This is a genomic window from Methylorubrum salsuginis, assembly GCF_900114375.1.
GTDB lineage: Bacteria > Pseudomonadota > Alphaproteobacteria > Rhizobiales > Beijerinckiaceae > Methylobacterium > Methylobacterium salsuginis.
The window spans coordinates 366,753-389,185 of sequence record NZ_FOSV01000001.1 but is presented as its reverse complement, the minus strand read 5'-3'; the positions used below and the strand labels follow the sequence as shown (position 1 = coordinate 389,185).

Below are 22,433 nucleotides of genomic sequence, written 5' to 3'. Positions count from 1 at the left end.
ATGGCCGGGCCCGAGGATGAAGCGGGCCGGAGCCGGATCGGCAACGCCGCCTTCGTGCTGGCCTTGCGCGAGCGCGGCGTGCGCGACACCGCCGTGCTGCGGGCGATGGAGCAGGTGCCCCGCGAGCCTTTCGCGCCGCCCCACCTGCGGGACCATGCGCGGCGCGACATCGCCCTGCCGCTGGCGCACGGGCAGACCATGACGGCGCCCTCGGTCGCCGCCGCCATGCTCGGCGCCCTCGACATGCAGGCGGGCGCCCGCGTGCTGGAGGTCGGCACCGGGTCGGGCTACGTCACCGCCCTGCTGGTGCGGCTGGGTGCGGGCCACGTGCGCAGCCTGGAGCGCTACGCCCCCCTCGCCCGCGCCGCCCGCGACCGGCTCGGCCCCCATCTCAACGACGCCACGGTGGAAGTGGCCGACGGGCTCGGCCCCGGCGGGATCGAGCGGCAGCGATTCGACCGCATCCTGATCAACGGCGGCGTCCCGGCGCTTCCGCCGCACCTGCTCACCGCGCTGAATCCCGGCGGGCGGCTGGTCGCGGGTTTGTGGACCGGGCGGGGCTGCCGCCTCGTGACGCTGGCGCGCGACGGCGAGGCCCCGCCCGCGCGGCTGGACGGGCCCGCGCTACGGCTCGGACCGATGACGCCGGGGCGGGGGCGCGTGTCCTGAACGCCGCAAACCGTCCTGTCGGCGCACGAAACCGGGCCGCAGCGTATCGACGGGAACGGATGCTTAACCTGAATCCCGTTTGAATGTCCGCATCAGGTTGCGTCAGGTGGAACGGGTGCGTCGATGCGGGTTCGGGGTTCGGTTCTGGGCTTGAGGACGGTGTCGCGCTTCGCCCTCATCGCCGTCATCGGTGGCGGTCTCGCCGCCTGCTCTTCGGATGCCTCGCGACTGGGCGATCCCTTCGGCAACCCGTTCTCCGGGTTGATGGGCGGCAGCGAACCGTCGTCCACGGGAAGCCTCGGCGGGGACGGTGCGGAGGCCGACCTGGCGCCCGCGCCCGCGATCCGCACGCCGCGGGTCCAGTCGCAGGCCCTGCCGGCGCCGAACCTCTCGCCCCGCCCACTGGCGATCGGCCCGAGCCCGGCGACCACCGCCACCCGCGTGGCCTCGGCCGAGGCCATGAGCGCGACGTCCGGCGTCGTCTCCGGCATGAACCCGTCGGCCGCCGGCCTGAATCCCGATGCGGGCCGCGCCATGACCCCGCGCTCCGCCTCGCCGGTGCCCGCGCCTAAGCTCCAGTTCGGCAAGCCGGCGGACAAGCTCGCCGAGAAGAAGGCCGAGGCCGCCGCCAAAGCCGCCGAAGCCAAGGCTGCCGCCGAGGCGAAGGCCGCGGAGGCCCGCCGCGAGGCCGAGCGGCAGTCTGCCGCCGCCAAGATCGCCGAGGCCAAGGCCGCCGAGAAGGCCGCCGCCGCCAAGGCCGCGGAATCGAAGAAGCTCGCCGACGTGAAGAAGGCGGTCGAGGCCAAGAAGGCCGCGGAAGCGGAGGCCAAGAAGGCCGAGGCCAAACTCGCGGAGGCCAAGAAGCACGTGCGTCCGGGCCAGACCGCCAAGGCCGAGACCAAGGAGACGAAGCCCGACCCGAAGGCGGAGGCCAAGCGCAGCGCCGACGCCGAGGCCGCCCGCAAGGCGGAAGCCGAAGCGAAGCTCGCCAAGGCGGATGCCGCCAAGAAGCTCGCCGAGGCCAAGGCCGCGGAGACCGCCGCGAAGGCCGCCGCCGCCAAGGAGGCCAAGGAGGCGAAGGCTGCCGAAAGCGCCGCGAAGGCCACCAAGGCCGCGGAAGCCAAGCCGGCCGCTGCAGCGCCCGTGAAGGTGGCGAGCGCGGACGCCACCGCGCCGGCGCCCGCCCCGGCGGCCGAGGCCACGGAATCGTTCCGCTGGCCGGCCAAGGGCCGCGTCATCAACGGCTACGGCTCGTCCGGCAACGAGGGCATCAACATCGCGGTGCCCGAGGGCACGCCGGTCAAGGCGGCCGAGGACGGCACGGTGGCCTATGCGGGCTCGGACGTGAAGGGCTACGGCAAGCTGGTGCTGGTGCGGCACAACAACGGCTACGTCTCGGCCTACGCCCATAACGGCGAGCTCGACGTGCGCCCCGGCGAGAAGGTGAAGCGCGGCCAGACCATCGCCAAGTCGGGCGCGACCGGCAACGTCACCTCGCCCCAGCTGCACTTCGAGATCCGGAAAGGCGCGACCCCGGTCGACCCGATCCCGCACCTCGCCAGCAATTGATTTGTCAGACTGCAGAACACGAAGCGGCGGCTCCGGGAGGGGCCGCCGCTTTTCGTTCGGGAGCTCAGCCCGGAAAGAACACCAGTCCCAAGGCAACGAGACCGGCCATGCTGCCGGCCGTCGCCCAGAACAGCGGCATGACGAAGGAGCGCTCGCCATGCGGATCGACCGCCGCGCGGACCGAGGGCGAGGCACGGTAGCGGCGGGCCTCGCGAATCTCCTGCGGGCTCGGCGGCACGCCGCCGGCCTCTTCGCAGGTCCCGAGCGGGGCCGCACCGACATCGCCGTGCGGGGCCTTGTCGCCGGTGCGGCCGGAATCGATGTCGGCCTTCAGCTGCGCCACGTTCGGCGCCGCACTGTCCGGGGCGAGCCCGAAATCGAGGCTCGCCGGGGGCGGCGGCGTCTCGGAGCGGAGGGGAAGCATCGCGCCCGCGATCACTGCGGCTTGGGCGCTGGCGCCGGGTTCGGTGGCGTGGTCGGCGAGACGGCGGTGTGGCGGGCGGCCTCCTGGCTCAGGCTCGCGTAATCCTTCGGCGAATTCGCCCCCTGCCAGGACACGAGCCCCACTAAGGCCACCGCCAGCACGGCGAGGCTCGCGAGCAGGACGATGAGCACGGGCTGGCCCCGCTGGCCCTGACGCGCGGCGTCGGTCGGAAGCTGTTCCGGCATGATCTGACCTCGTGAGTGGTAAGAACGGCCCCAACGCCTGCCTTCCATCAAGGTTCTACACTGCGACAATTCGTCGAAACACGTAATAACGACTCAACTCTGCCTGTCCGGAATGCTGGACGTGCGACAATTGTGAACGGAACTTCACGGACGCGCGAGACGCGACATTTTTCGCCTGGACGGCTGGGACTTCAGCCCGATCTGTCGTGGCAACACGGGGGTGCCCCAGCTCAATTTTCAGCCGGTGCCCGACACATCAGCAGAAGGATGGAAACTTCGCGATGCGGACGATCGACAAGCTTTTCATGGTCTTCGCCGCCGGCGTCACGGTGGCCGGGCTCGGCGTCGCCGCCCTGTTCATGGGCACCGGCCCGACCGCCAACCAGATCCGGGCCATCGACGGCCCGACCGAGCCGGTCATTCAAGTCAGCCGCAGACCGTGAGGCCAACGGCATGACGACGCCTCGTCCGACGCCGGATTCGGCCGACCTGACCGTCTATTACGACGGCAGTTGCCCTCTCTGCCGCGCTGAGATCGACCATTACCGGAAGACCCGCGGCGCCGAGCGCCTTGCCTTCGTCGACGTGGCGGGCGAGGGCGCCGCCGCGCTCGGCCCGGACCTCGACCGGGACAGGGCTCTCGCCCGGTTCCACGTGCGCGGGCGTGACGGGCGTCTCACCGACGGTGCCGCCGCCTTCGCCCGGATCTGGCTCGCCCTGCCGGGCTGGCGCTGGCTCGGGCGCCTTCTCTCCGTCCGCGTATTCGGGCGGCGCCCGCTCCTCGTCCCGGCGGAAGCCGCCTACCGCCTGTCGCTCCCCCTGCGCCCGTTCCTCGCGCGGACGCTGCGCCGGCTGCGGCTGATCTGAGTGCCTCAGCCGTCGAGCCGCTGCCCCAGCCGCCCCGCCAGATCCTGGATGAACTGGAACGCCGTGCGGCCCGAGCGCGAGCCGCGGGTGGTGGACCATTCGAGCGCCTCGGCGCGCAGGCGCTCCGGGTCCACGACGAGGCGATGGCGCTCGACATAGGCGGAAATCATCGCCAGATACTCGTCCTGGCTGCACTTGTGGAAGCCGAGCCAGAGGCCGAAGCGGTCGGAGAGCGAGACCTTCTCCTCCACCGCCTCGCCGGGATTGATCGCCGTGGAGCGCTCGTTCTCGACCATCTCGCGGGCCAGCAGATGGCGCCGGTTGGAGGTGGCGTAGAACAGCACGTTCTCGGGCCGGCCCTCGATGCCGCCGTCGAGCGCGGTCTTGAGCGACTTGTAGGAAGTGTCGTCGGCATCGAACGACAGGTCGTCGCAGAAGACCAGCCAGCGATGCGGATCGTCGCGGAGTAGGCTCATCAGCTCGGGCAGCGCCTCGATGTCCTCGCGGTGAATCTCCACGAGCTTCATCGGGAGTGAGCCGTCGGCGCGGCGCCCGTTGATCTCCGCATGCGCCGCCTTCACCAGCGACGACTTGCCCATGCCGCGGGCACCCCACAGCAGGGCGTTGTTGGCCGGCAAGCCCTTCGCGAAGCGCTCGGTGTTCTCCACCAGGGTGTCGCGGGCGCGGTCGATGCCGGTCAGCAGGCCGATCTCGACCCGGTTGACCTTCGGGACCGGGATCAACCGGCGCTCGGGGCCCCACACGAAGGCGTCGGCGGCACGCGTATCGACCTTCGCGACGGAGGGGGGCGCGGAACGCTCCAGGGCGGCGGCGATCCGCTCCAGCAGGGGCAGCAGGTCGGCGGGCGTCGGCTTGGCAGCCATGGCGATGTCCGGTTCGGGGTCTGAGGAGAGGGCACATGCCCTCGGATCGCGCGGCTGTGTAGGCGCTTCCCGTGGAAATGGGGAGCCGCGCCGGAGCTATCGCCCGTCTCGCGCGGGAGCACCGCATGGCCGGGCGCGAAGAGCGCCCCACGGAGCGGGCCTCGGCGGCAGCCGAGGCCGTCCAGCGAAGCGAAAGCCCAAGGCCGCGGACGCGGCCGCCGGCGTTCGAGGCCGGGGCAGCATGAGATTGCTTTCGAATCGCCCGTGGCTATAGTCCGCGCGCTTTTCGACAGGCCCGTCGTCTCGCGAAGGTCCGCCCCTTCAGGCGCGGGCCCGTCCCCGTTTCAGGAGTCCGACAGCGTGATCACCCCCGCCTTCGCGCAAGCAACTGGAGCCGCGAGCGGCGCGGATGTCGCGTTGCAGTTCGTCCCCTTCGTCCTGATCTTCGTGATCATGTACTTCCTGATCCTGCGCCCGCAGCAGCGCCGGCTCAAGGACCACCAGAGCATGGTCAAGAACCTGCGCCGCGAGGACACCATCGTGACGACCGGCGGCCTCGTCGGCCGCGTGACGAAGGTGCTCGACGACGCCGCCGAGATCGAGGTCGAGATCGCCCCGAACGTCCGCGTGAAGGTGGTGCGCTCGATGGTCTCGGAGGTCCGCGTCAAGGGCGCCCCCGTCAAGGCGTCCTGAAGCACCGCTTGAGCGTGCCGGGCCAAAGCCCGGCACCAACGACAAAAATCGGAACCGGGCGGATGCTGCGCTTCTCGAAATCCAAGATTTTCGCGACCTTGGCGATCATCCTGATCGGCCTGAGCCTCGCGGTTCCGAGCTTCTTCTCGAAGGAGAAGCGTGACGCCTTCGTCGCCGCGCTGCCGAAGTCGATCCAGTGGATGGTGCCGACCCGGGCGATCGTGCTCGGCCTCGACCTCCAGGGCGGCTCGCAGATCCTGCTCGAGATCGACCAGCCCGACCTGATCCGCTCGATGGTCACGGGGCTGCGCGACGACGTGCGCCGGGTTCTGCGCGAGGCCGCGGTCTCGCCCGACGGCGGCATCCGCGTCATCAACCGCGGCGTCGAAGTCCGCATCCCCGATGCGGCCGCCCGCGCCAAGGTGATGCCGAAGCTGCGCGAGCTGGCGCAGCCGATCAACAACCCGCTCGCCGGCCCCGGCGGCGGCCAGACGCTCGCCGTCAACGAGAACGAGAGCGGCACGGTGCAGCTCACCCTGACCGATGCCGGCATCAACGAGCGGACCCGCCGGGCGGTGACGCAGGCGATCGAGGTGGTGCGCCGCCGCATCGACATCGGCGGCACCCGCGAGCCGTCGATCCAGCAGCAGGGTGCCGACCGCATCCTGATCCAGGTGCCGGGCCTTCAGGACCCGCAGGAGCTGGAGAACCAGCTCGGCAAGACCGCCAAGCTCGAGTTCCGCATGATCGCCGACTCGCCCTCGGGCGACGTCGACATGCTGCCCTCGAAGGACGAGGGCGGCGCCAAGGTGCCGGTCGAGCGGCGCGTGATGGCCGACGGCAGCGATCTCACCGACGCCCAGCCGGCCTTCGACCCGCAGACCCAGGAACCGATGGTGAGCTTCAAGTTCAACCTGCGCGGCGCCCAGAAATTCGGTCAGGCGACCTCGGAGAACGTCGGGCGCCGCATGGCGATCGTCCTCGACGGCGTGGTGCAGTCGGCCCCCGTGATCCGCTCGGCCATCACCGGCGGCTCGGGCCAGATCACCGGCAACTTCACCGTCAAGGACGCCAACGACCTCTCGGTGCTGCTGCGGGCCGGCGCGCTGCCGGCCAAGCTGACGGTGGTCGAGCGCCGCGTGGTCGGCCCCGGCCTCGGCCGCGACTCGATCGATGCCGGCACGAAGGCGACGCTGGTGGCCGCCGCGCTGGTCGTGATCTTCATGTTCGCGACCTACGGCGTGTTCGGCTTCATCGCCAACATCGCCCTGTTCGTCCATGTCGGCCTCATCCTCGGCCTGATGTCGGTCCTGGAGGCGACGATGACGCTGCCCGGCATCGCCGGCATCGTGCTCACCATCGGCACCGCGGTCGATTCCAACGTGCTGATCTACGAGCGCATGCGCGAGGAGGCTCGCTCCGGCCGCTCGCTGGTCTCGGCGCTGCAGGCCGGCTTCGACCGGGCGTTCGCCACCATCATCGACTCGAACTCGACCATGGCGATCGCCGCCCTCATCCTGTTCTTCATGGGCTCGGGTCCGGTGAAGGGGTTCGCCGTGGTGTTCATCCTCGGCATCCTCACCACGGTCATCACGGCGGTGACGCTGACCCGCATGATGATCGCGGTGTGGTACAAGACCTTCCGGCCCAAGGCCCTGCCGTTCTGATCGCTCCCGGCCTGCCGTGCGGCAGGCCGCCTCGCCGTATGTATGGAAGGCGCCCCGCCGCCTTCAGGCTCCGAGACCGACCATGCGCCTGCTCCGCCTCTGGCCCGACGAATCGCATTTCGACTTCATGCGGTTCCGGCGGCTCACCTTCCCGCTCTCGGCGATCGTCTCCGTGGCAACCGTGGTGCTGTTCCTCACCATGGGGCTCAACTACGGCATCGACTTCAAGGGCGGCACGCTCGTCGAGCTGCAGGTGAAACCCGGCCAGAAGTCGGACGTGGCCGAGATCCGCGAGACCGCCAACGGCTTCGGCTTCGGCGAGACCGAGGTGCAGGAACTCGGCGGCGAGGGGCAGGTGCTGGTGCGCTTCCCGCTCCAGGCCGGCGAGCAGGGTCAGACCGCGGTCATGCAGAAGGCGCACGCCGCCTTCGACGCGCATTACGAGTTCCGCCGCACCGAGACCGTGGGCCCCCGCGTCTCGGGCGAGCTGGTCCAGTCCGGCACCGTCGGCGTCGTGCTCTCGGTGCTCGCGGTGCTGCTCTACCTGTGGTTCCGCTTCGAGCGCGAGCTGGCGCTGGGCGCCATCGTCGGCACCCTGCACGACATCGTGCTGACGGTCGGCGTCTTCATCGTCACCCGGATCGAGTTCAACATGACCTCGATCGCCGCGATCCTGACCATCGTAGGCTACTCGCTCAACGAGACCGTGGTGGTGTTCGACCGCACCCGCGAGCTGATGCGCCGCTACAAGACCATTCCGGTGGTCGACCTGCTCAACCTGTCGATCAACTCCACGATGTCGCGCACGGTGATGACCTCGATGTCGACCACGCTGTCGCTGGTCGCGCTGGTGCTGTTCGGCGGCGAGGCGATCAAGGGCTTCGCCGTGGTGATGCTGGCCGGCGTCGTGATCTGCACCTACTCGGCGATCTTCGTCTCGACGCCGTCGCTGATCTATATCGGCCTGACCCTGTCCGGCGCGAAATCGGGCCAGCGCGAGACCCGCCTGGCGCGGCAGGCGGCGGAGTGAGCGGACGGTGAGCGCAGGCCCGCGCCCCGGCGGCTTCCTGCCCGGCCGCCACGGCATCGACGCCTACGGCAACGGGGGATTCCGCTTCGGCGACATGTCGCACCGGGGCTCGATCCTGATGCTGCCGTCCGGCGTCCACGCCTGGGCGGTGGAGCGGGCCGACGCCATCACGACGGCGAGCCTCGCCGCCGTGCTCGCCGAGCGCGAGGCGATCGAACTCCTCCTCGTCGGCACCGGCGCCGACATCGTGTTCCTGCCCGATCCCCTGCGGCAGCGCCTGAAGGCCGCGGGCATCGGCCTCGATGCGATGCAGACGGGGGCGGCGGCGCGCACGTACAACATCCTGGCCGCGGAGAACCGCAAGGTCGCGGCCGCCCTGATCGCCGTGCCGTAGTGCCTCGGACGCGTCCGGGAGAACCGGCCGCGCCGGGGCGTTTCCCGAGATGCGCCGCTCGCGGCGCCCGCATCCCACCCGACGCCGCATGAGCCCCGCTCCATGACGCGCCCCGAGACCCGCACCGCGCCGAGCCCCGCCCCCGAGAGCGGCGGCGGCCTCGCCTTCGCCTTCCGCCATTGTGAGGAGTTGGTGCGCGACGGCGACCCCGACCGCTACTTCGCCACCCTGTTCGCCCCGGCCGCCGTCCGGCCGCACCTGTTCGCGCTCTCGGCCTTCAGCCTCACGGTGGCCCGCGTAAGGGAGGCCGCGGGCAACCCGATGGCCGGCGAGATCCGCCTGCAATGGTGGCGCGACGCGCTTCAGGGCGAGGCGCGGGGCGACGTGCGGGCCAATCCCGTCGCGGCGGCGCTCGAAGACGCCATCGTCGCCCGCCGGCTCGGGCGCCAGCCCTTCGTCGATCTGATCGATGCCCGGGTGTTCGACCTCTACGACGACCCGATGCCGCGGGTGAACGATCTGGAGGGCTATTGCGGCGAGACCGCCGCCTCGCTGATCCGCCTCTCCGCCCTGGTGCTGGCCGACGGGGCCGAGCCCGGCGGCGCGGCGGCCGCGGGCCATGCGGGCGTGGCCTACGGCATCACCGGGCTATTGCGCGCCTTGCCCTGGCACGCCCGCCAGGGGCAGGTCTACCTGCCCGGCGACCTGTTGCGGAAGAACGGCGTCACCCGCGAGGACATCGTGTCGGGCCGCGGCGGCCCCGGCCTCGTGCGCGCCTGCGCCGAATTGCGCGCGCTGGCGCGCCAGCACCTCGCATCCTATCAGGCGGCGCGGGCCACCATCGCGCCCGCCGCACGCCCCGCCTTCCTGCCGGCAGCCCTGGTCGAGCCCTATCTCGCGGCGATGGAGCGGCCCGGCTACGACCCGCTCAACACGTCGGTCGAGATCGCCCGCTGGCGCAAGATCTGGCGGCTGTGGCGGACGGCCCGCCGCGCTTGAGCGCGTCCGGACATATTCCGAGACACGATCACAAATAAAAGAGCTTTACCGTCCGTTCACCCGGTTGCCGAAGGATCGTCGAATCCATCGGGAATGCAAGCCGTGAACGTTCGAGTCAAACACACGCTCATCGGTTTGGTGGGTGGGCTCTCCCTGGCGATCCTGGCGCAGGGCGCCTTGAGCCTTAGCCAGCTCCGCGCGGTCAACACCAATGCAATCGACCTGTCGGACAACTGGCTGCCGAGCGTGCGCGAACTCGGCGAACTCAAGTATCGGATCACCCGCCTGCGGCTGGTCGATGCCCGCTTCGTCGCGACAACGGAGCCTCACGCCGACTTGGTCAAGACCGGCGACGGGCGGCTCGCCGAGGCCGAGGCGGTGGCCGCCCGCTACGTCCCGCTGATCGCGAGCGAGGAGGAGCGGGCCGCCTGGACCACCTTCCGCCGAACCTGGGACGACTACCTCGCGGTGCGCGGTCAGCTTCAGGCCGCGGCGCTCGCGGGCGACGCGAGGCGGATCGGCGAGCTGTTCGCGGCCTCCCGCACGAGCTTCGAGGGCGCCGTGAAGATGCTCGATCGGGGCACGGCCATCAACATCGAGGGCGGCGACCGCGCCCGCATGGCGGCGGCCGGCACCTACGAGACCGCGATCTGGCTGACGGCTTTGCTCGGCGGCCTCGGTCTCGCGGCCGGACTCGCCGGCCTCGCCTTCGTGGTACTCGGCCTCACCCGCCCCCTCGACCGCCTGATCGCGCGGATGCGGGCGCTGGCCGCAGGCGACGCGCAGGGCGAGGTACCGTTCACCGGCCGCACCAACGAGATCGGGGCGATCGCGGGCGCGGTCGAGGCCTCGCGCGACAACATCCTGCGCACACGGCAGTTGGAGGAGGAGACGCGGCTCGCCCGCGCCTCGGCCGAGGAGCAGCGCAAGGCCGGCATGCGGCAGATGGCCGACGGGTTCGAGCGGGCGGTGGGCGGCATCGTCGAGACGGTGTCGTCGTCCGCCAGCGAGCTTCAGGCCACGGCGCAGCGGATGACGGCGAGCGCCGCGCAGACCGCCGCACGGTCCGGCACCGTCGCGGCCTCGGCGGAGGAGGCGGCCGCCAACGTCAACACCGTGGCGGCGGCAGCCGAGGAGCTGGGTTCCTCGGTGCACGAGATCGGCCGACAGGTCGGCAATTCGGCGGCGCTCGCCCAGACCGCCGTGGCCGAGGCCGACCGGACCGCGGCCTCGGTCCAGGCGCTGAAGCTCAGTTCGGCCAAGATCGGCGACATGGTCGGCCTGATCTCCAACATCGCCGCGCAGACCAACCTTCTGGCGCTGAACGCCACGATCGAGGCCGCGCGGGCCGGCGAGGCGGGCCGCGGCTTCGCGGTGGTGGCCTCCGAGGTGAAGGAACTCGCGAGCCAGACCGCGCGGGCCACCGACGAGATCGCAGGCCAGATCGGCGCGATCCAGGGGGCGACCGATCAGGCGGTGAGCGCCATCGGCGCAATCTCGGGCCGCATCCGCGAGATCGACACGATGAGCACCGGCATCGCGGCGGCGGTGGAGGAGCAGGGCGCCGCGACGCAAGAGATCGTGCGCAACGTCGCCCAGGCGGCGAGCGGGGCCAGCGCGGTCACGGGCAGCATCGTCGAGGTGGCCCAGGCCTCCGAGCGGACGGGTGCCGCAGCAGACCACGTGCTGTCGGCCTCCGCGGCGCTGTCGCGGCAATCCGAGCATCTCAGCGCCGAGGTCGCGAGCTTCCTCGCCCGCGTCCGCGCCGCCTGATCGGGCTACGCTCTCCGCCGGCCCGCGAAGAAAGCCTTGTCGGTCAGGGCAGCGGCGATCACCGCCGCCAGCCCGGCATGGACGCCGATGGCAGCCAGCCCCGGATGGGCCAGGGACAGCATCATCAGCCCGCCAGCGACGGAGAGCGGCGGGCCCGCGACGTAGGCGATCCCCCGCCAGCCCTCGGCGGGACGGCCGAGCCGCCACCACGACACGCCCAGCGCACAGGCCGCGAAGGCGAGCTTGAGCGCGGCCATGAATTGCAGCACGCGGGCGAGATCGGCCTCGACGGAAGCCTTGGCCGAACCGTCATACGTCGCCAGCACGGCCCCGGCGGCGAGGAAGGTCGCGGTAAGGAGCAGGGCGCGGGGGCCGACGCGCAGCCGGGATCCCGTGACGGGAGCCAGGATGGCCGGAGCCTGCATCGCCATGATCGCCTCCTGATGACGAGGGCGATCCTACGTCCCGGATCGGGGCCTGTCGAATGCTCGGGCGGAGGACCAAAGCCCCGCCCCTACCCCTCCGCCGTCATCCGGGGCGCTGATAAGCGAACCCGGAATGACGGCGATGCTCTCCTTCATTGTGCCGCATCGGCTTCTGCCGAAAGCCGGTTCCCACCTTTCGGGCCGATGCTTCAGAACCGCGCCGTCAGGAACAGCCGCAGGTTCCGGCCCGGCAACAGGATCTCGTCCTTCTTGAACGAGGCCGAGTTGCGGATGCGGTCGTCGAGCAGGTTGCGCCCCTGCAGCCCTAGGGTGATCTCGCTCGCGCCGTAGACCGCCGGATCCAGCGGCTTGGTGTAGCTGATCTCGGCGCGCAGATCGTCCCAGCCCGGCGTCGGCGTCTCGATCGGGGCGGTCTCGGTGTGGGCGAAGGCGTGGAGCAGGAAGACGCGGGCATACCAGCCGTCGGCCCGCAGATAGGCGCCGCCGCCGACCCGGTGGGGCGGAATGCGCGGCACGTAGCTGCCGTTGTCGAACTGCGCCCGGACGAAATCGTACTGCGCGTCGAGACCGATGAAGCCGTTGCCGACGGGGATCAGGTCGAGCTGGGCGCCGATCTCGGCCCCGTAGAACTGCGCGTTGGCCTGGGTGTAGACGATCTGGCGCAGCTCGTCCTCGGCGCCGCAGGTCGAGAATTCGTCGCCGCAGAAGGTGCCGGTCTCGCGCTTGTAGATGAAGCCGGTGTAGCGGGTGACGTAGCCGGTGGCGTCAAGGCGCAACGGCCCGACCGCCCGGCGGATGCCGAGTTCGAGGGTGCGGGCCCGCTCCAGCTTCAGGTTCGGATTGCCGATCTCGAAGGTCTCGGTCGCCTCGTGCGGACCGCGCGAATAGAGTTCGAGCACGGAGGGCGCGCGCTCGACGTAACTGCCCGTCAGGCTCGCGACGAAATCGCCCGGCAGGTCCTGCAGCACGCCGAAGCTCGCGCTCTTGGGGGCGAAGCGGCGGCGGCGGTCGTATTCCAGCGGATCGACCGGGCCGGGCAGGTAGTCGCCGGGGAAGTTCGTCGCCGTGCCGGTCGCGCGCGTGCCCTCGATGCGGCCCGCCGCCTGGAAGCGCGTGCCGGAGGGCAGCGCCAGTTCCTCGAACACGTAGAGGGCGTTGGCGCGCGCATCGGTCGGCGCCAGGAGCCCGCCCGCCTCGCCCGAGGTGCCGAGCACCCGCCGGTCCGACTGGACGCCGAGCGCGCCGGTGAGCACGCCGAAGCCGAGATCGACCGGCACGTGCTGCGCCTCGACCCGGCCCTCGACCTCGCGGCTCTTGAAGGTGGAGCCGATGGCCCGGAAGCCGTCCTCCTCCAGCCCGCTCTCGTTGTGCTTGTAGACCGAGCCGCCGGCCCAGAAGCGGATCACCGCGAACGGCCCTTCGAGCGGACGGTATTCGCCCCGCGCCAGCAGCCGGTCCTGAACCGGGTCGATCAGCACGCGGCGCTCCGCCGAGCCGCCGCCGGGGATGCCGTAGAGGGCGTCGTAATGGCTGTAGGAGATGCCGACGAAGCCGCGGTCACCGATCGCCGAGATGCCGACCGAGCCGCCCTGCGAGACGTATTGCGAGTTCGCCTGGATGCCGGCGGGCGTGTTGTAGCTGTCGCCCTGGCTGCGGAAGCCGTCGGCGTGGACGGCGACGCCGCCGCCGCCCGCATCCACGCTGGCCGCGGTGTTGTAGCCGTTGTCGACGCTCGAATAGCCCGTCGTCACCCGGCCGGCGATGCCGCCCACGGGGATGAAGGTCGGCACCCGGTTGTTCTCGGCCGCCACCACGCCGCCGATCGCCTGGCTGCCGTAGCGGAGCGCCGCGGGGCCGCGCACCACCTCGATCCGGTCGGCGGCGATCGGGTTGATCGGCACCGCATGGTCCTCGGACAATTCCGAGACGTCGCCGACGCCGACGCCGTTCTCCTGGATGCGCACGCGGGTGTTGTCGAGGCCGCGGATGATCGGGCGCGAGGCGGCGCCGGGCGCGAAGCTGGAGGCCGACAGGCCCGGCTTGTCGAACAGGGCGTCACCGAGCTGGGTCGGCTGCGAGCGCTCGATCTCGGAGCGGGTCAACACCGTCACCGACGAGAACGAATCGGTCACCACCGGCAGCACCCCGGTCGGCGTGCGGGCGGACGAGGTCGGGAGGGCGCCGGCCACGGGCTTGAGCGCCGGCTGGACCGGACTCGCGGTGACGCTCAGTTCCTCCAGCGTCGTCGCCTGCTGGGCGAAAACCGGCACCGTCCCGCCCGACAGGATCGTCCCGGCCAACATCCCGGCCGCGAGAAGTCCCTGTTCCGTCCGCATCTCACCTCCACCACGTTATAATGTTTCATCGCGTGGATGTGATACTGTTACAAGCGTGGAGTCGGCGCCGCGTCGCGAGCGGGCGCAAGCGTTGCCGTAAAACCTCACTCGCGCCCCGCGTGCGGGCGCGCACGGGGCTCACGGAGACGCGCCGGCCAAAGGCCGCAGGCGACCCCGCGCCGCTTGAACCGTGGCCGGCGCGCGGCAACATGGTCTGCCGATGACCGCCGCCCACGCCACCACCCTCTTGGCGAGCCTTCGCCTCGCCAGCCTCACCCTCCTCCTCGTCCTCGTGCTGGCCTTCCTGCTGCCGCTCGCGACCCATGCCCTGTGGTGGAGCGCGAGGGGCGGGCGCGCCGAGAGCTGGTCCTCCGCCGATTGGTCGAGCGCGGGCCTCCTGCCGCCGGCTGCCGCCGCGCCGGAGGCGACGGTGCGGGTCTACGCCGCCCGGGTCGGGCGCTGGCGGGGCATCTTCGCCCATCACAGCTGGGTGGTGACGAAGGAGGCCGGCGCGCCCCGCTATACCCGCTACGACGTGGTCGGCTGGGGCCAACCGGTGCGCAAGGACGCCTACGCCCCGGACGGGCGCTGGTTCGGCAACGACCCGGAACTCGTGCTCGCCCTCGACGGAGAGGCGGCGGCCCGCGCGATCCCGGCGATCCGCGCCGCGGTGGCCGATTATCCGCACCGCAGCCTCGGCTCGTACCGGGCGTGGCCGGGGCCGAACTCGAACACCTTCGCGGCCCACGTCGTCGCGGCGATTCCCGACAACGACGTGCCGCTGCCGCCGACCGCGCTGGGCAAGGACTGGACCCCGCCGGGCCGTTTCCTGGAAGTCACCCCGAGCCACACGGGCCTGCGCCTGTCGCTCCAGGGCTATGCCGGACTGACGATCGGCTGGGTCGACGGCTTCGAGATCAACCTCCTCGGCGCGGTCGCCGGCCTCGACTGGCGCCGTCCGGCGCTGAAGCTGCCGGGCTGGGGGCGGATCGCCCTCACGCCGGGCGGGAACGACACCGCCCGTCCGGAGCCAGCGGGCAAGATCGATCCGGTCTCCGGCTGACCGGGTTTCCAAAGGGGTCACCCCTTTGGCGGGTGTCGGGCCGCGCCCGACGAACCTCCGAAGACGGGCTTGCCGAAGCGACCCAGGCGCAGGCAAGCGTGCCCCATGACCGACCTCACCATCCGCTCCGCCGAGCCCACCGACCACGACGCGATCTGGGTGATCCTCGAGCCGATCCTGCGGGCCGGCGAGGCCTTCGCGCTGCCCCGCGATTGGGACCGGGCGCAGGCGCTGGCCTACTGGTTCGCGCCCGGCCACCACGTCCACGTCGCGCTGGACGGGGCGGACGTGGTCGGCTCCTACTACCTCCGCGCCAACCAGCTCGGGGCGGGCGATCACGTCGCCAATGGTGCCTACGCGACGCATCCGAAGGCGCTGGGCCGGGGCGTCGCGCGGGCCATGGGGCTGCACTCGTTCGAGACGGCGCGGGGCTTACGGTTCACGATGATGCAGTTCAACATCGTCGTAGCGACCAACACCCGCGCGGTCGCGCTCTGGACGGGCCTCGGCATGCGCGAGATCGGCCGACTGCCGGGCGTGTTTCGCCATCCCGTCCACGGGCCGGTCGATGCCTTGGTGATGCACCGGGTCCTGTAACCGCCGCCCCGTTGAAGACGGCCGAGCTTCGTCCAGATTGATCCTCGGCACGGCCGCGAGTCGGCGCGGAGGATGTGAGACGTGAGCTTCCTGATCTGCCTCGCGGCGCTCTTCTTCCTGATGGGGATCGCCTATCGCGGCTTCTCGGTGATCCTGTTCGCGCCGGTCGCCGCCATGGGCGCGGTGCTGCTGACCGATCCGTCCGCGGTGCCGACCTTGTTCTCCGGCCTGTTCATGGAGAAGCTCGTCGGCTTCCTGAAGCTGTATTTCCCGGTCTTCCTGCTCGGCGCCGTGTTCGGCAAGCTCGTGGAGATCTCGGGCTTCGCCCGCTCCATCGTCGGCGCGGTGACGGGGCTGCTCGGGGAGGGCAGGGCGATCGTCGCCATCGTGCTGGTCGGCGCGATCCTGACCTATGGCGGCGTCTCGCTGTTCGTGGCGGTGTTCGCGGTCTATCCCTTCGCCGCCGAGCTGTTTCGGCGCTCAGATATTCCCAAGCGCCTGATCCCCGGCACGATCGCCCTCGGCGCCTTCACCTTCACCATGGACACCCTGCCGGGCACGCCGCAAATCCAGAACATCATCCCGGCCTCCTTCTTCAAGACCGACGCCTACGCCGCCCCGGTGCTCGGCATCGTCGGTGCACTCTTCGTGTTCGGGCTCGGCATCGCCTATCTCGAATGGCGCCGCCGCCGGGCCGGCGACGAGGGCTACGGCGAGGGCCATGCCAACGAGCCGCAGGCGGTGGAAGACCGAGTCGTCATCCATCCGCTGGTGGCGATCCTGCCGCTCCTTATCGTCGGTGTCGGCAACAAGCTCCTGCTCGGCTGGATCACGTCGGCCTACGGCGAGACCGCGAGCGCGGCGCTGACCCCGGAGATGGCCGCCCATCCGGTCACCGTATCGGTCAAGGCGGTGGCGGCGATCTGGGCGGTGGAGGGCGCGCTGCTGCTCGGCATCCTCGCGACCGTTCTTTTGGGTTTTCGCAACCTCGCGCCCCGCTTCGTCGAGGGCTCGAAGGCGGCGGTGGCCGGCTCGCTGCTTGCCGGCATGAACACCGCCACCGAATACGGCTTCGGCGCCGTCATCGCCGCGCTGCCGGGCTTCAAGACGATCTCGGACGCGCTCTCGGCGATCCCGAACCCGCTGATCAACGAGGCGGTGACCGTCAACGTGCTGGCCGGCGTCACCGGCTCGGCCTCGGGCGGGCTGTCGATCGCGCTCGGCGCGCTGTCCGGCCGCTTCGTCGAGGCGGCGCAGGCGGCGGGCATCCCGCTGGAGGTGATGCACCGGATCGCCTCCATGGCCAGCGGCGGCATGGACACGCTGCCCCACAACGGCGCGGTCATCACGCTGCTCGCCGTCACCGGCCTGACGCACCGCCAGTCCTACGGCGATATTTTCGCCATCACCGTCATCAAGACGCTGGCCGTCTTCTTCGTGATCGGGGTCTACTACCTCACCGGCTTGGTGTGAGCCCGATGGCACCGCCCTTGCTGCCCGAGCCGGGACGTAAGGGGCTGAACCGATGACGACCACCACCGCGGCATCGCAGCCGGCCGCGCGCACGCCGCTCCACAAGTCGCTGTTCGCGCAGGTGATCGCGGGGCTGCTCATGGGCATTCTGCTCGGGCTCATGGCACCCGACTTCGCCAAGGGCCTGAAGGTGTTGAGCGACGCCTTCCTCAAGCTGATCTCGATGATCGTGGCGCCGATCGTGTTCTGCGTCGTCGTCCACGGCATCGCAGGCGCCGGCGACCTGAAGAAGGTCGGGCGGGTGGGCGTGAAGGCGCTGGTCTACTTCGAGACCATGACCACGGTCGCCCTCGTGCTCGGCCTCGTGCTGGCCTGGATCGTCGGACCCGGCCACGGCATGAACGTCGATGTCGCGAGCCTCGACGCCAAGGCGCTCGGCCAAACCGTCGACAACGCCCAGAAGCTTCAGGGCGGGGGCATCTCGGCCTTCCTGCTCGACGTGATCCCCAAGACCGCCTTCGACGCGCTCGCCCGCAACGACGTGCTGCAGGTGCTGTTCTTCGCCGTGCTGTTCGGGGCGAGCCTGTCGCTCGTCGGCGGCGAGAAGGGCCGTGCGGTCTCGGACATGATCGACGCGCTCTCGACCGTGCTGTTCAAGGCGATGGGGCTGATCGTGCGGGTGGCCCCGCTCGGCGTGATGGGTGCGGTCGCCTACACGGTCGCCCGCTACGGCATCGGCTCGCTGACGCAGCTCCTGTCGCTGGTGGCCCTGTTCTACGCCGCGGTCGCGCTGTTCGTGTTCGGAGTGCTCGGCGCGGTGATGCGGCTGTCCGGCCTCAGCCTGTGGAAGTTCCTGCGGTATCTCAGGGCCGAACTCACCATCGTGCTCGGCACCGCCTCCTCGGATGCGGTGCTGCCGCAGATCATGCGCAAGCTCGTGCATCTCGGCATCAAGGATTCCACCGTCGGCCTCGTGGTGCCGACCGGCTACTCGTTCAACCTCGACGCCTTCTCGATCTACCTGACGCTCGCCGTCGTCTTCATCGCCCAGGCGACCAACATGCCGCTGTCGTTCGGTGACCTCATGCTGGTGCTCGGCGTCTCGCTCGTCACCTCCAAGGGCGCGCACGGGGTGCCGGGCTCGGCCATCGTGATCCTGGCCGCGACCCTCAACGCGGTGCCGGCGATCCCCGCCATCGGCCTCGTGCTGGTGCTCTCGGTCGATTGGTTCATCGGCATAGCCCGGGCGCTCGGCAACCTGATCGGCAATTGCGTCGCTACCGTCGTCGTCGCCGCCTGGGAGGGCGATCTCGACCGGGAGCGGGCGCGGCGGGTGCTGGACGGGGCGGAACCGATGGACGTGACCGCGGGGTAGGGCGGGCTCAGCCTGCGGAACCCGCCTTCTGCCGGCGGGTCGGGTGGGTCATCGCTTCGAGTTCGAGCAGCTGGTCGAGCTGGGCGCGTGTCAGCAGGCCCTCCTCCAGCACGAGGTCGGCGACCGGGCGGTTCTCCTTGAGGGCGCGGCGGGCGACGCGCGAACTCGCCTCGTAACCGAGCGTCGGCGCCAGCGCCGTGACGAGGCCGACCGAGCCCTCGACGAGGCTGCGGCAGCGCTCGCGGTCGGCCTCGATGCCCTCGACGCAGCGCTTGGTCAGGGTGTCGATCGCCGCCGTCAGCATCCGGAGCGAACTCAGCACGCAGAAGCCGATGGTCGGCTCGAAGGCGTTGAGCTGGAGCTGGCCGCCCTCGGCGCAGAGCGTCACGGTGAGGTCCTGGCCGATCACCATGTAGGCGACCTGATTGACCACCTCCGGGATCACCGGGTTGACCTTGCCCGGCATGATCGAGGAGCCCGCCTGCACCGCGGGCAGGCGGATCTCGCCGAAACCGGTGCGCGGTCCCGACGAGAGCAGGCGCAGGTCGTTGCAGATCTTCGAGAGTTTGACCGCAACGCGCTTGAGCGTGCCGGAAAAGAGCACGAAGGCGCCGAGGTCCGAGGTCGCCTCGATCAGGTTGGAGGCCAGCACCATCGGCTGGCCGGCGAGCCGCGACAGCTCCTCGACGGCGAGCGCGGCGTAGCGCGGGTCGGCGTTGATGCCGGTGCCGATGGCGGTCGCGCCGAGATTCACCTCGCGGAACAGCCCGACGATATCGGTCAGCCGCGCCACGTCCTCCTTGATCGTGGCGTGGAAGCCGTCGAACTCCTGGCCGAGCGTCATCGGCACGGCATCCTGGAGCTGGGTGCGGCCCATCTTGAGCACGTCGGCGAACTCCACCGCCTTGCCCTTGAAGGCGTAGGCGAGGTCGTCGAGCGCCTTCACCAGGGGCGCGGTGGCGAAGATCACCGCGAGCCGCAACGCCGTCGGGTAGGCGTCGTTGGTGGACTGGGCCATGTTGACGTCGTCGTTGGGGTGAAGCGCGGCGTAGTCGCCCGGCTTCCGGCCCATCAGCCCCAACGCCACGTTGGCGATCACCTCGTTGGCGTTCATGTTGGTCGAGGTGCCGGCCCCGCCCTGGATCGCGTCGACCACGAAGGATTGCGCGTAGACCGGATCGGTCGCGACGCGGGCGCAGGCGGCGTCGATGACGGCGGCCTTGTCCTCGGGCAGGTAGCCGAGGCGGCGGTTGGCGCGGGCGGCGGCCTGCTTCACCAGGGCGAGCGCCCGCACGAGTTCGGGGAAATGCCCCACCGGCACACCGGTGATCGGGAAATTCGCCACCGCCCGCTTGGTGTGGATGCCCCACAGCGCGTCGGCTGGCACCTCGCTGTTGCCCAACAGATCGTGCTCGGAGCGGGTCCGCCCGGCCTCCATCGCGATGGTGCGCACCGTCGCGACCGCGAGCCCGTCAGTCGGCGGGGACGCGGCGGGCTCGGGCGCGGCGGAGGCGGCGGAAGCCGCCTTGGCCACCTTTTTGGCGACGCGCTTGGCCGTGCTGCCGGGTGCCTTCGCCATGTCGTCTCCCCCCGGTGATCTTGCCGATGGTCTTGTTCAGTCCTGCAAGCCCAGCACCGCGAAGCTGGTGCGGAGTTCGTCCGACATCGGGATGTCGAGGCGCTCGCCGTTGGGCAGCCGCTTGAGGAACCACTTGTCGTAGGTCCAGCGCAGCTCGCGCGATTCGGCCAGCCGCTGGAAGGTGGCGGTGACCAACGCCGCGAGCGCCGGGTCGTCCTTGCGGAAGGCGATGGCGTAGGGCTCGAACGAGAGCTTTTCCGGCAGCACCGTGAAGGCCGCGCCCTCGGCGCCGGCGGCGGCCTTGAGGCCGTAGAGCAGCACGTCGTCGGTGGCGAAGGCGTCCGCCCGCCCGTCCCGCACCATGGCGAAGGACTCGGCGTGGTCCTTGGCCACGAGGATCTCGGCGGTGATCGCCGCCTTGGCCAGCATGGTGCGCAACGCCGCCTCGTTGGTGGTGCCGGCCGTCACGACGACGCGCTTGCCCCCGAGGTCGCGATAGGACCGGATGCCGGAATCGCGCTTCACCAAGAGCTTCGTCGCGCTGAAATAGGTGACGGGGGAGAAGGCCACGCGCTTGCGCCGCTCGGCGTTGGTGGTGGTCGAGCCGCATTCGAGGTCGATCCGGTCCGTACTCAGCGCGTCGAAGCGGTCGGCCGAGGTCACGGGCTCGAAGCGGATGCGGACGTTCCGCCCGGTCGCCCGGCCGATGTCCTCGACGACCTCCCGGCACAGGTCGATCGCGTAGCCGACCGGGGCCCCCCGCTCCTCGAACGAGAACGGCACCGAGCTGGTGCGATAGCCGATCACCACCTCGCCGGATTCCGCGGCCTTGCGGATCGTGCCGGTCAGGACGAGGTCGAGCGCGGCGGCCGGGGCGGCGGCCAGCGCGAGCGTCAGCAGGAGGGCGATCCGGGCGCGCATCGCGGAAAGCCTCTACTCGGCGGCGGACGGCGCGGGGGCGGCGGCGATCTCCCGGTCGAGGCTCTGGTCGGTCTCGCTGAGCTGGCCCTCCCACTTGGCCACCGCCACCGTGGCGATGCTGTTGCCGAGCACGTTCGTGGCCGAGCGGCCCATGTCGAGGAACTGGTCGATGCCGATGATGAGCAGGAGGCCCGCTTCCGGGATGTTGAACTGGGCCAATGTGGCCGAGATCACCACCAGCGAGGCGCGCGGCACGCCGGCCATGCCCTTCGAGGTCACCATCAAGAGGAACAGCATGGTGAGCTGCTGCCCCCAGGTGAGGGGGATGTCGTAGGCCTGGGCGATGAACAGGACCGCGAAGGTGCAGTACATCATCGAGCCGTCGAGGTTGAACGAGTAGCCCATCGGCAGCACGAACGAGGTGATGCGGTTGGGCACGCCGAACTTTTCGAGGTTGGCCAGCGTCTTCGGATAGGCCGCCTCGCTCGACGCGGTCGAGAAGGCGAGCACGAACGGCTCCTTGATCAGGTCGATCAGCCGCTTGAGGCCGCCGACCCCGACGAGCAGCGCGCCGGCTGCCAGCAGCATCAGCCACAGCACCGACAGGCTCAGGTAGAACTCGACCAGGAAGGTGCCGTAGGTGACGAGCACGCCGATGCCCTGCGTGGTGATCGTCGCCGCCACCGCCGCGAACACCGCGAGCGGGGCGAAGTTCATCACGTAGCCGGTGACCTTCAGCATCACCTCGGCGAGCTGCTCGACGCCGTGGGCCAGGGCCTTGCCCTTCTCACCGAGCGCGGCGAGGGCGACGCCGAAGAAGATCGAGAACACGACGATCTGCAGGATCTCGTTGTTGGCCATCGCCTCGACGGCGCTCTTCGGCACGAGGTGGGTGACGAAATCCTTGAGCGAGAGCGAGGCGGTCTTGATCCCGGTGCCGGCCCCCGTATCGGGCAGCGGCAGGTTCAGGTTGTGGCCGGGCCCGAGCAGGTTGACGAGGACGAGCCCGAGCGCCAGCGAACAGAACGAGGCGCCGAGAAACCACAGCAGCGCCTTGCCGCCGACGCGCCCGACGGAGGCCGTATCGCCCATATGCGCGATGCCGACGACGAGCGTCGAGAACACCAGCGGCGCGATGATCATCTTGATCAGCCGCAGGAAGATGTCCGAGATCAGGGCGATGTAGCCGGCGATCTCCTTGGCGGTCTGCGGGTCGGGCCAGGTGATGCTGCAGACGTAGCCGACGAGGATACCGAGCACCATCCCGGCAAAGATCAGCGTCGTCAGCCGGGTGGACTTCATCGGGCCTCTCCACGGGCCGGCCTTGTCGAATGCGGCCGGCTCCTCGTGGATCAGCAGTGGAGCAGGAACGAGGCCAGACGCAAGCGCGCTCTAGCGCCGGGCCCCTCAACAATCGGGGACGGAGGGA

22 protein-coding genes are annotated in these 22,433 nt (G+C 70.4%); 14 read left to right on the top strand and 8 right to left on the bottom strand.

The features are described 5' to 3' along the window. Together BM140_RS01770 and BM140_RS01765 are read left to right on the top strand one after the other, a co-directional pair. The gene (locus tag BM140_RS01770; protein WP_091941322.1) at nt 1-669 is read left to right on the top strand and encodes a protein-L-isoaspartate O-methyltransferase family protein; all 669 of its coding nucleotides are present in this window, start codon (nt 1-3) and stop codon (nt 667-669) included. Between the two features lie 123 nt (nt 670-792). Continuing rightward, complete coding sequence (locus tag BM140_RS01765) at nt 793-2,238, top strand: murein hydrolase activator EnvC family protein (protein ID WP_091941320.1); 1,446 nt, start codon at nt 793-795, stop codon at nt 2,236-2,238. 64 nt (nt 2,239-2,302) lie between these two features. On the opposite strand, the gene BM140_RS01760 is transcribed toward BM140_RS01765, so the two are convergent. Both BM140_RS01760 and BM140_RS01755 read right to left on the bottom strand, forming a co-directional pair. Then, nucleotides 2,303-2,662, bottom strand: coding sequence for a hypothetical protein (locus BM140_RS01760; protein WP_091941743.1), 360 nt, complete (start codon nt 2,660-2,662; stop codon nt 2,303-2,305). 11 nt (nt 2,663-2,673) lie between these two features. Further along, on the bottom strand, nt 2,674-2,907 hold the full coding sequence (locus tag BM140_RS01755; RefSeq protein ID WP_091941318.1) for a hypothetical protein: 234 nt from the start codon (nt 2,905-2,907) through the stop codon (nt 2,674-2,676). A 281-nt stretch (nt 2,908-3,188) separates the two neighbouring features. Between BM140_RS01755 and BM140_RS25680 the strand changes: the two genes are divergently transcribed. Both BM140_RS25680 and BM140_RS01750 read left to right on the top strand, forming a co-directional pair. Beyond that, complete coding sequence (locus BM140_RS25680; protein WP_165616370.1) at nt 3,189-3,350, top strand: hypothetical protein; 162 nt, start codon at nt 3,189-3,191, stop codon at nt 3,348-3,350. Nucleotides 3,351-3,360: 10 nt separating this feature from the next. Beyond that, nucleotides 3,361-3,774, top strand: a complete 414-nt coding sequence (locus tag BM140_RS01750; RefSeq protein ID WP_091941316.1) for a thiol-disulfide oxidoreductase DCC family protein — start codon at nt 3,361-3,363, stop codon at nt 3,772-3,774. Nucleotides 3,775-3,779: 5 nt separating this feature from the next. On the opposite strand, the gene BM140_RS01745 is transcribed toward BM140_RS01750, so the two are convergent. After that, nucleotides 3,780-4,658, bottom strand: a complete 879-nt coding sequence (locus tag BM140_RS01745) for an ATP-binding protein (RefSeq protein WP_091941314.1) — start codon at nt 4,656-4,658, stop codon at nt 3,780-3,782. 360 nt (nt 4,659-5,018) lie between these two features. Between BM140_RS01745 and yajC the strand changes: the two genes are divergently transcribed. The 6 genes from yajC to BM140_RS01715 all read left to right on the top strand — a co-directional run bounded on the left by yajC (nt 5,019) and on the right by BM140_RS01715 (nt 11,214). After that, the gene (gene yajC / locus BM140_RS01740) at nt 5,019-5,351 is read left to right on the top strand and encodes a preprotein translocase subunit YajC (RefSeq protein WP_091941312.1); all 333 of its coding nucleotides are present in this window, start codon (nt 5,019-5,021) and stop codon (nt 5,349-5,351) included. A gap of 62 nt (nt 5,352-5,413) precedes the next feature. Then, a complete protein-coding gene (gene secD / locus BM140_RS01735) occupies nt 5,414-7,018 on the top strand; it encodes a protein translocase subunit SecD (RefSeq protein ID WP_091941310.1) in 1,605 nt (534 codons plus the stop codon). Between the two features lie 82 nt (nt 7,019-7,100). After that, nucleotides 7,101-8,048 carry a protein translocase subunit SecF gene (gene secF / locus BM140_RS01730; protein ID WP_091941308.1) on the top strand — a complete coding sequence of 316 codons (948 nt, stop codon included), beginning with the start codon at nt 7,101-7,103 and terminating at the stop codon, nt 8,046-8,048. Between the two features lie 7 nt (nt 8,049-8,055). Further along, entirely contained in the window at nt 8,056-8,442 is a 387-nt protein-coding gene (locus tag BM140_RS01725) for an Mth938-like domain-containing protein (protein WP_091941306.1), read from the top strand. A gap of 102 nt (nt 8,443-8,544) precedes the next feature. Next, nucleotides 8,545-9,441, top strand: coding sequence for a phytoene/squalene synthase family protein (locus BM140_RS01720; RefSeq protein WP_091941304.1), 897 nt, complete (start codon nt 8,545-8,547; stop codon nt 9,439-9,441). Nucleotides 9,442-9,543: 102 nt separating this feature from the next. After that, nucleotides 9,544-11,214, top strand: a complete 1,671-nt coding sequence (locus BM140_RS01715; RefSeq protein WP_091941741.1) for a methyl-accepting chemotaxis protein — start codon at nt 9,544-9,546, stop codon at nt 11,212-11,214. Between the two features lie 5 nt (nt 11,215-11,219). Here BM140_RS01715 and BM140_RS01710 read toward each other — a convergent pair whose 3' ends face one another. After that, nucleotides 11,220-11,645 carry a hypothetical protein gene (locus tag BM140_RS01710; RefSeq protein WP_244535245.1) on the bottom strand — a complete coding sequence of 142 codons (426 nt, stop codon included), beginning with the start codon at nt 11,643-11,645 and terminating at the stop codon, nt 11,220-11,222. A 203-nt stretch (nt 11,646-11,848) separates the two neighbouring features. After that, complete coding sequence (locus BM140_RS01705) at nt 11,849-13,996, bottom strand: TonB-dependent receptor (RefSeq protein ID WP_091941301.1); 2,148 nt, start codon at nt 13,994-13,996, stop codon at nt 11,849-11,851. A 220-nt stretch (nt 13,997-14,216) separates the two neighbouring features. Between BM140_RS01705 and BM140_RS01700 the strand changes: the two genes are divergently transcribed. From BM140_RS01700 to BM140_RS01685, 4 genes are all read left to right on the top strand, one after another. After that, nucleotides 14,217-15,059 carry a DUF3750 domain-containing protein gene (locus BM140_RS01700; protein WP_091941299.1) on the top strand — a complete coding sequence of 281 codons (843 nt, stop codon included), beginning with the start codon at nt 14,217-14,219 and terminating at the stop codon, nt 15,057-15,059. A 105-nt stretch (nt 15,060-15,164) separates the two neighbouring features. Beyond that, the gene (locus BM140_RS01695; RefSeq protein WP_091941297.1) at nt 15,165-15,656 is read left to right on the top strand and encodes a GNAT family N-acetyltransferase; all 492 of its coding nucleotides are present in this window, start codon (nt 15,165-15,167) and stop codon (nt 15,654-15,656) included. Nucleotides 15,657-15,737: 81 nt separating this feature from the next. After that, nucleotides 15,738-17,129 (top strand): GntP family permease, encoded by a 1,392-nt coding sequence (locus tag BM140_RS01690; protein WP_091941295.1) that lies wholly within the window; start codon nt 15,738-15,740, stop codon nt 17,127-17,129. 52 nt (nt 17,130-17,181) lie between these two features. Next, on the top strand, nt 17,182-18,504 hold the full coding sequence (locus BM140_RS01685; protein WP_091941293.1) for a dicarboxylate/amino acid:cation symporter: 1,323 nt from the start codon (nt 17,182-17,184) through the stop codon (nt 18,502-18,504). Between the two features lie 7 nt (nt 18,505-18,511). Here BM140_RS01685 and BM140_RS01680 read toward each other — a convergent pair whose 3' ends face one another. From BM140_RS01680 to BM140_RS01670, 3 genes are read right to left on the bottom strand one after another with little or no spacing between them, the layout of a single operon-like run. Further along, nucleotides 18,512-20,083, bottom strand: a complete 1,572-nt coding sequence (locus BM140_RS01680; RefSeq protein WP_165616369.1) for an aspartate ammonia-lyase — start codon at nt 20,081-20,083, stop codon at nt 18,512-18,514. Between the two features lie 36 nt (nt 20,084-20,119). Then, the gene (locus tag BM140_RS01675) at nt 20,120-21,004 is read right to left on the bottom strand and encodes an amino acid ABC transporter substrate-binding protein (RefSeq protein WP_091941292.1); all 885 of its coding nucleotides are present in this window, start codon (nt 21,002-21,004) and stop codon (nt 20,120-20,122) included. A gap of 12 nt (nt 21,005-21,016) precedes the next feature. Further along, nucleotides 21,017-22,306, bottom strand: coding sequence for a dicarboxylate/amino acid:cation symporter (locus BM140_RS01670; protein ID WP_091941290.1), 1,290 nt, complete (start codon nt 22,304-22,306; stop codon nt 21,017-21,019). Nucleotides 22,307-22,433: the final 127 nt, after the last annotated feature.

Coding starts and splice junctions, on each gene's coding strand:
- BM140_RS01770 (WP_091941322.1), top strand. CDS start 1: ATGGCCGGGCCCGAGGATGAAGCGGGCCGGAGCCGGATCGGCAACGCC.
- BM140_RS01765 (WP_091941320.1), top strand. CDS start 793: ATGCGGGTTCGGGGTTCGGTTCTGGGCTTGAGGACGGTGTCGCGCTTC.
- BM140_RS01760 (WP_091941743.1), bottom strand. CDS start 2,662: ATGCTTCCCCTCCGCTCCGAGACGCCGCCGCCCCCGGCGAGCCTCGAT.
- BM140_RS01755 (WP_091941318.1), bottom strand. CDS start 2,907: ATGCCGGAACAGCTTCCGACCGACGCCGCGCGTCAGGGCCAGCGGGGC.
- BM140_RS25680 (WP_165616370.1), top strand. CDS start 3,189: ATGCGGACGATCGACAAGCTTTTCATGGTCTTCGCCGCCGGCGTCACG.
- BM140_RS01750 (WP_091941316.1), top strand. CDS start 3,361: ATGACGACGCCTCGTCCGACGCCGGATTCGGCCGACCTGACCGTCTAT.
- BM140_RS01745 (WP_091941314.1), bottom strand. CDS start 4,658: ATGGCTGCCAAGCCGACGCCCGCCGACCTGCTGCCCCTGCTGGAGCGG.
- secD (WP_091941310.1), top strand. CDS start 5,414: ATGCTGCGCTTCTCGAAATCCAAGATTTTCGCGACCTTGGCGATCATC.
- secF (WP_091941308.1), top strand. CDS start 7,101: ATGCGCCTGCTCCGCCTCTGGCCCGACGAATCGCATTTCGACTTCATG.
- BM140_RS01720 (WP_091941304.1), top strand. CDS start 8,545: ATGACGCGCCCCGAGACCCGCACCGCGCCGAGCCCCGCCCCCGAGAGC.
- BM140_RS01710 (WP_244535245.1), bottom strand. CDS start 11,645: ATGGCGATGCAGGCTCCGGCCATCCTGGCTCCCGTCACGGGATCCCGG.
- BM140_RS01705 (WP_091941301.1), bottom strand. CDS start 13,996: ATGCGGACGGAACAGGGACTTCTCGCGGCCGGGATGTTGGCCGGGACG.
- BM140_RS01700 (WP_091941299.1), top strand. CDS start 14,217: ATGACCGCCGCCCACGCCACCACCCTCTTGGCGAGCCTTCGCCTCGCC.
- BM140_RS01695 (WP_091941297.1), top strand. CDS start 15,165: ATGACCGACCTCACCATCCGCTCCGCCGAGCCCACCGACCACGACGCG.
- BM140_RS01685 (WP_091941293.1), top strand. CDS start 17,182: ATGACGACCACCACCGCGGCATCGCAGCCGGCCGCGCGCACGCCGCTC.
- BM140_RS01680 (WP_165616369.1), bottom strand. CDS start 20,083: ATGGCGAAGGCACCCGGCAGCACGGCCAAGCGCGTCGCCAAAAAGGTG.
- BM140_RS01675 (WP_091941292.1), bottom strand. CDS start 21,004: ATGCGCGCCCGGATCGCCCTCCTGCTGACGCTCGCGCTGGCCGCCGCC.
- BM140_RS01670 (WP_091941290.1), bottom strand. CDS start 22,306: ATGAAGTCCACCCGGCTGACGACGCTGATCTTTGCCGGGATGGTGCTC.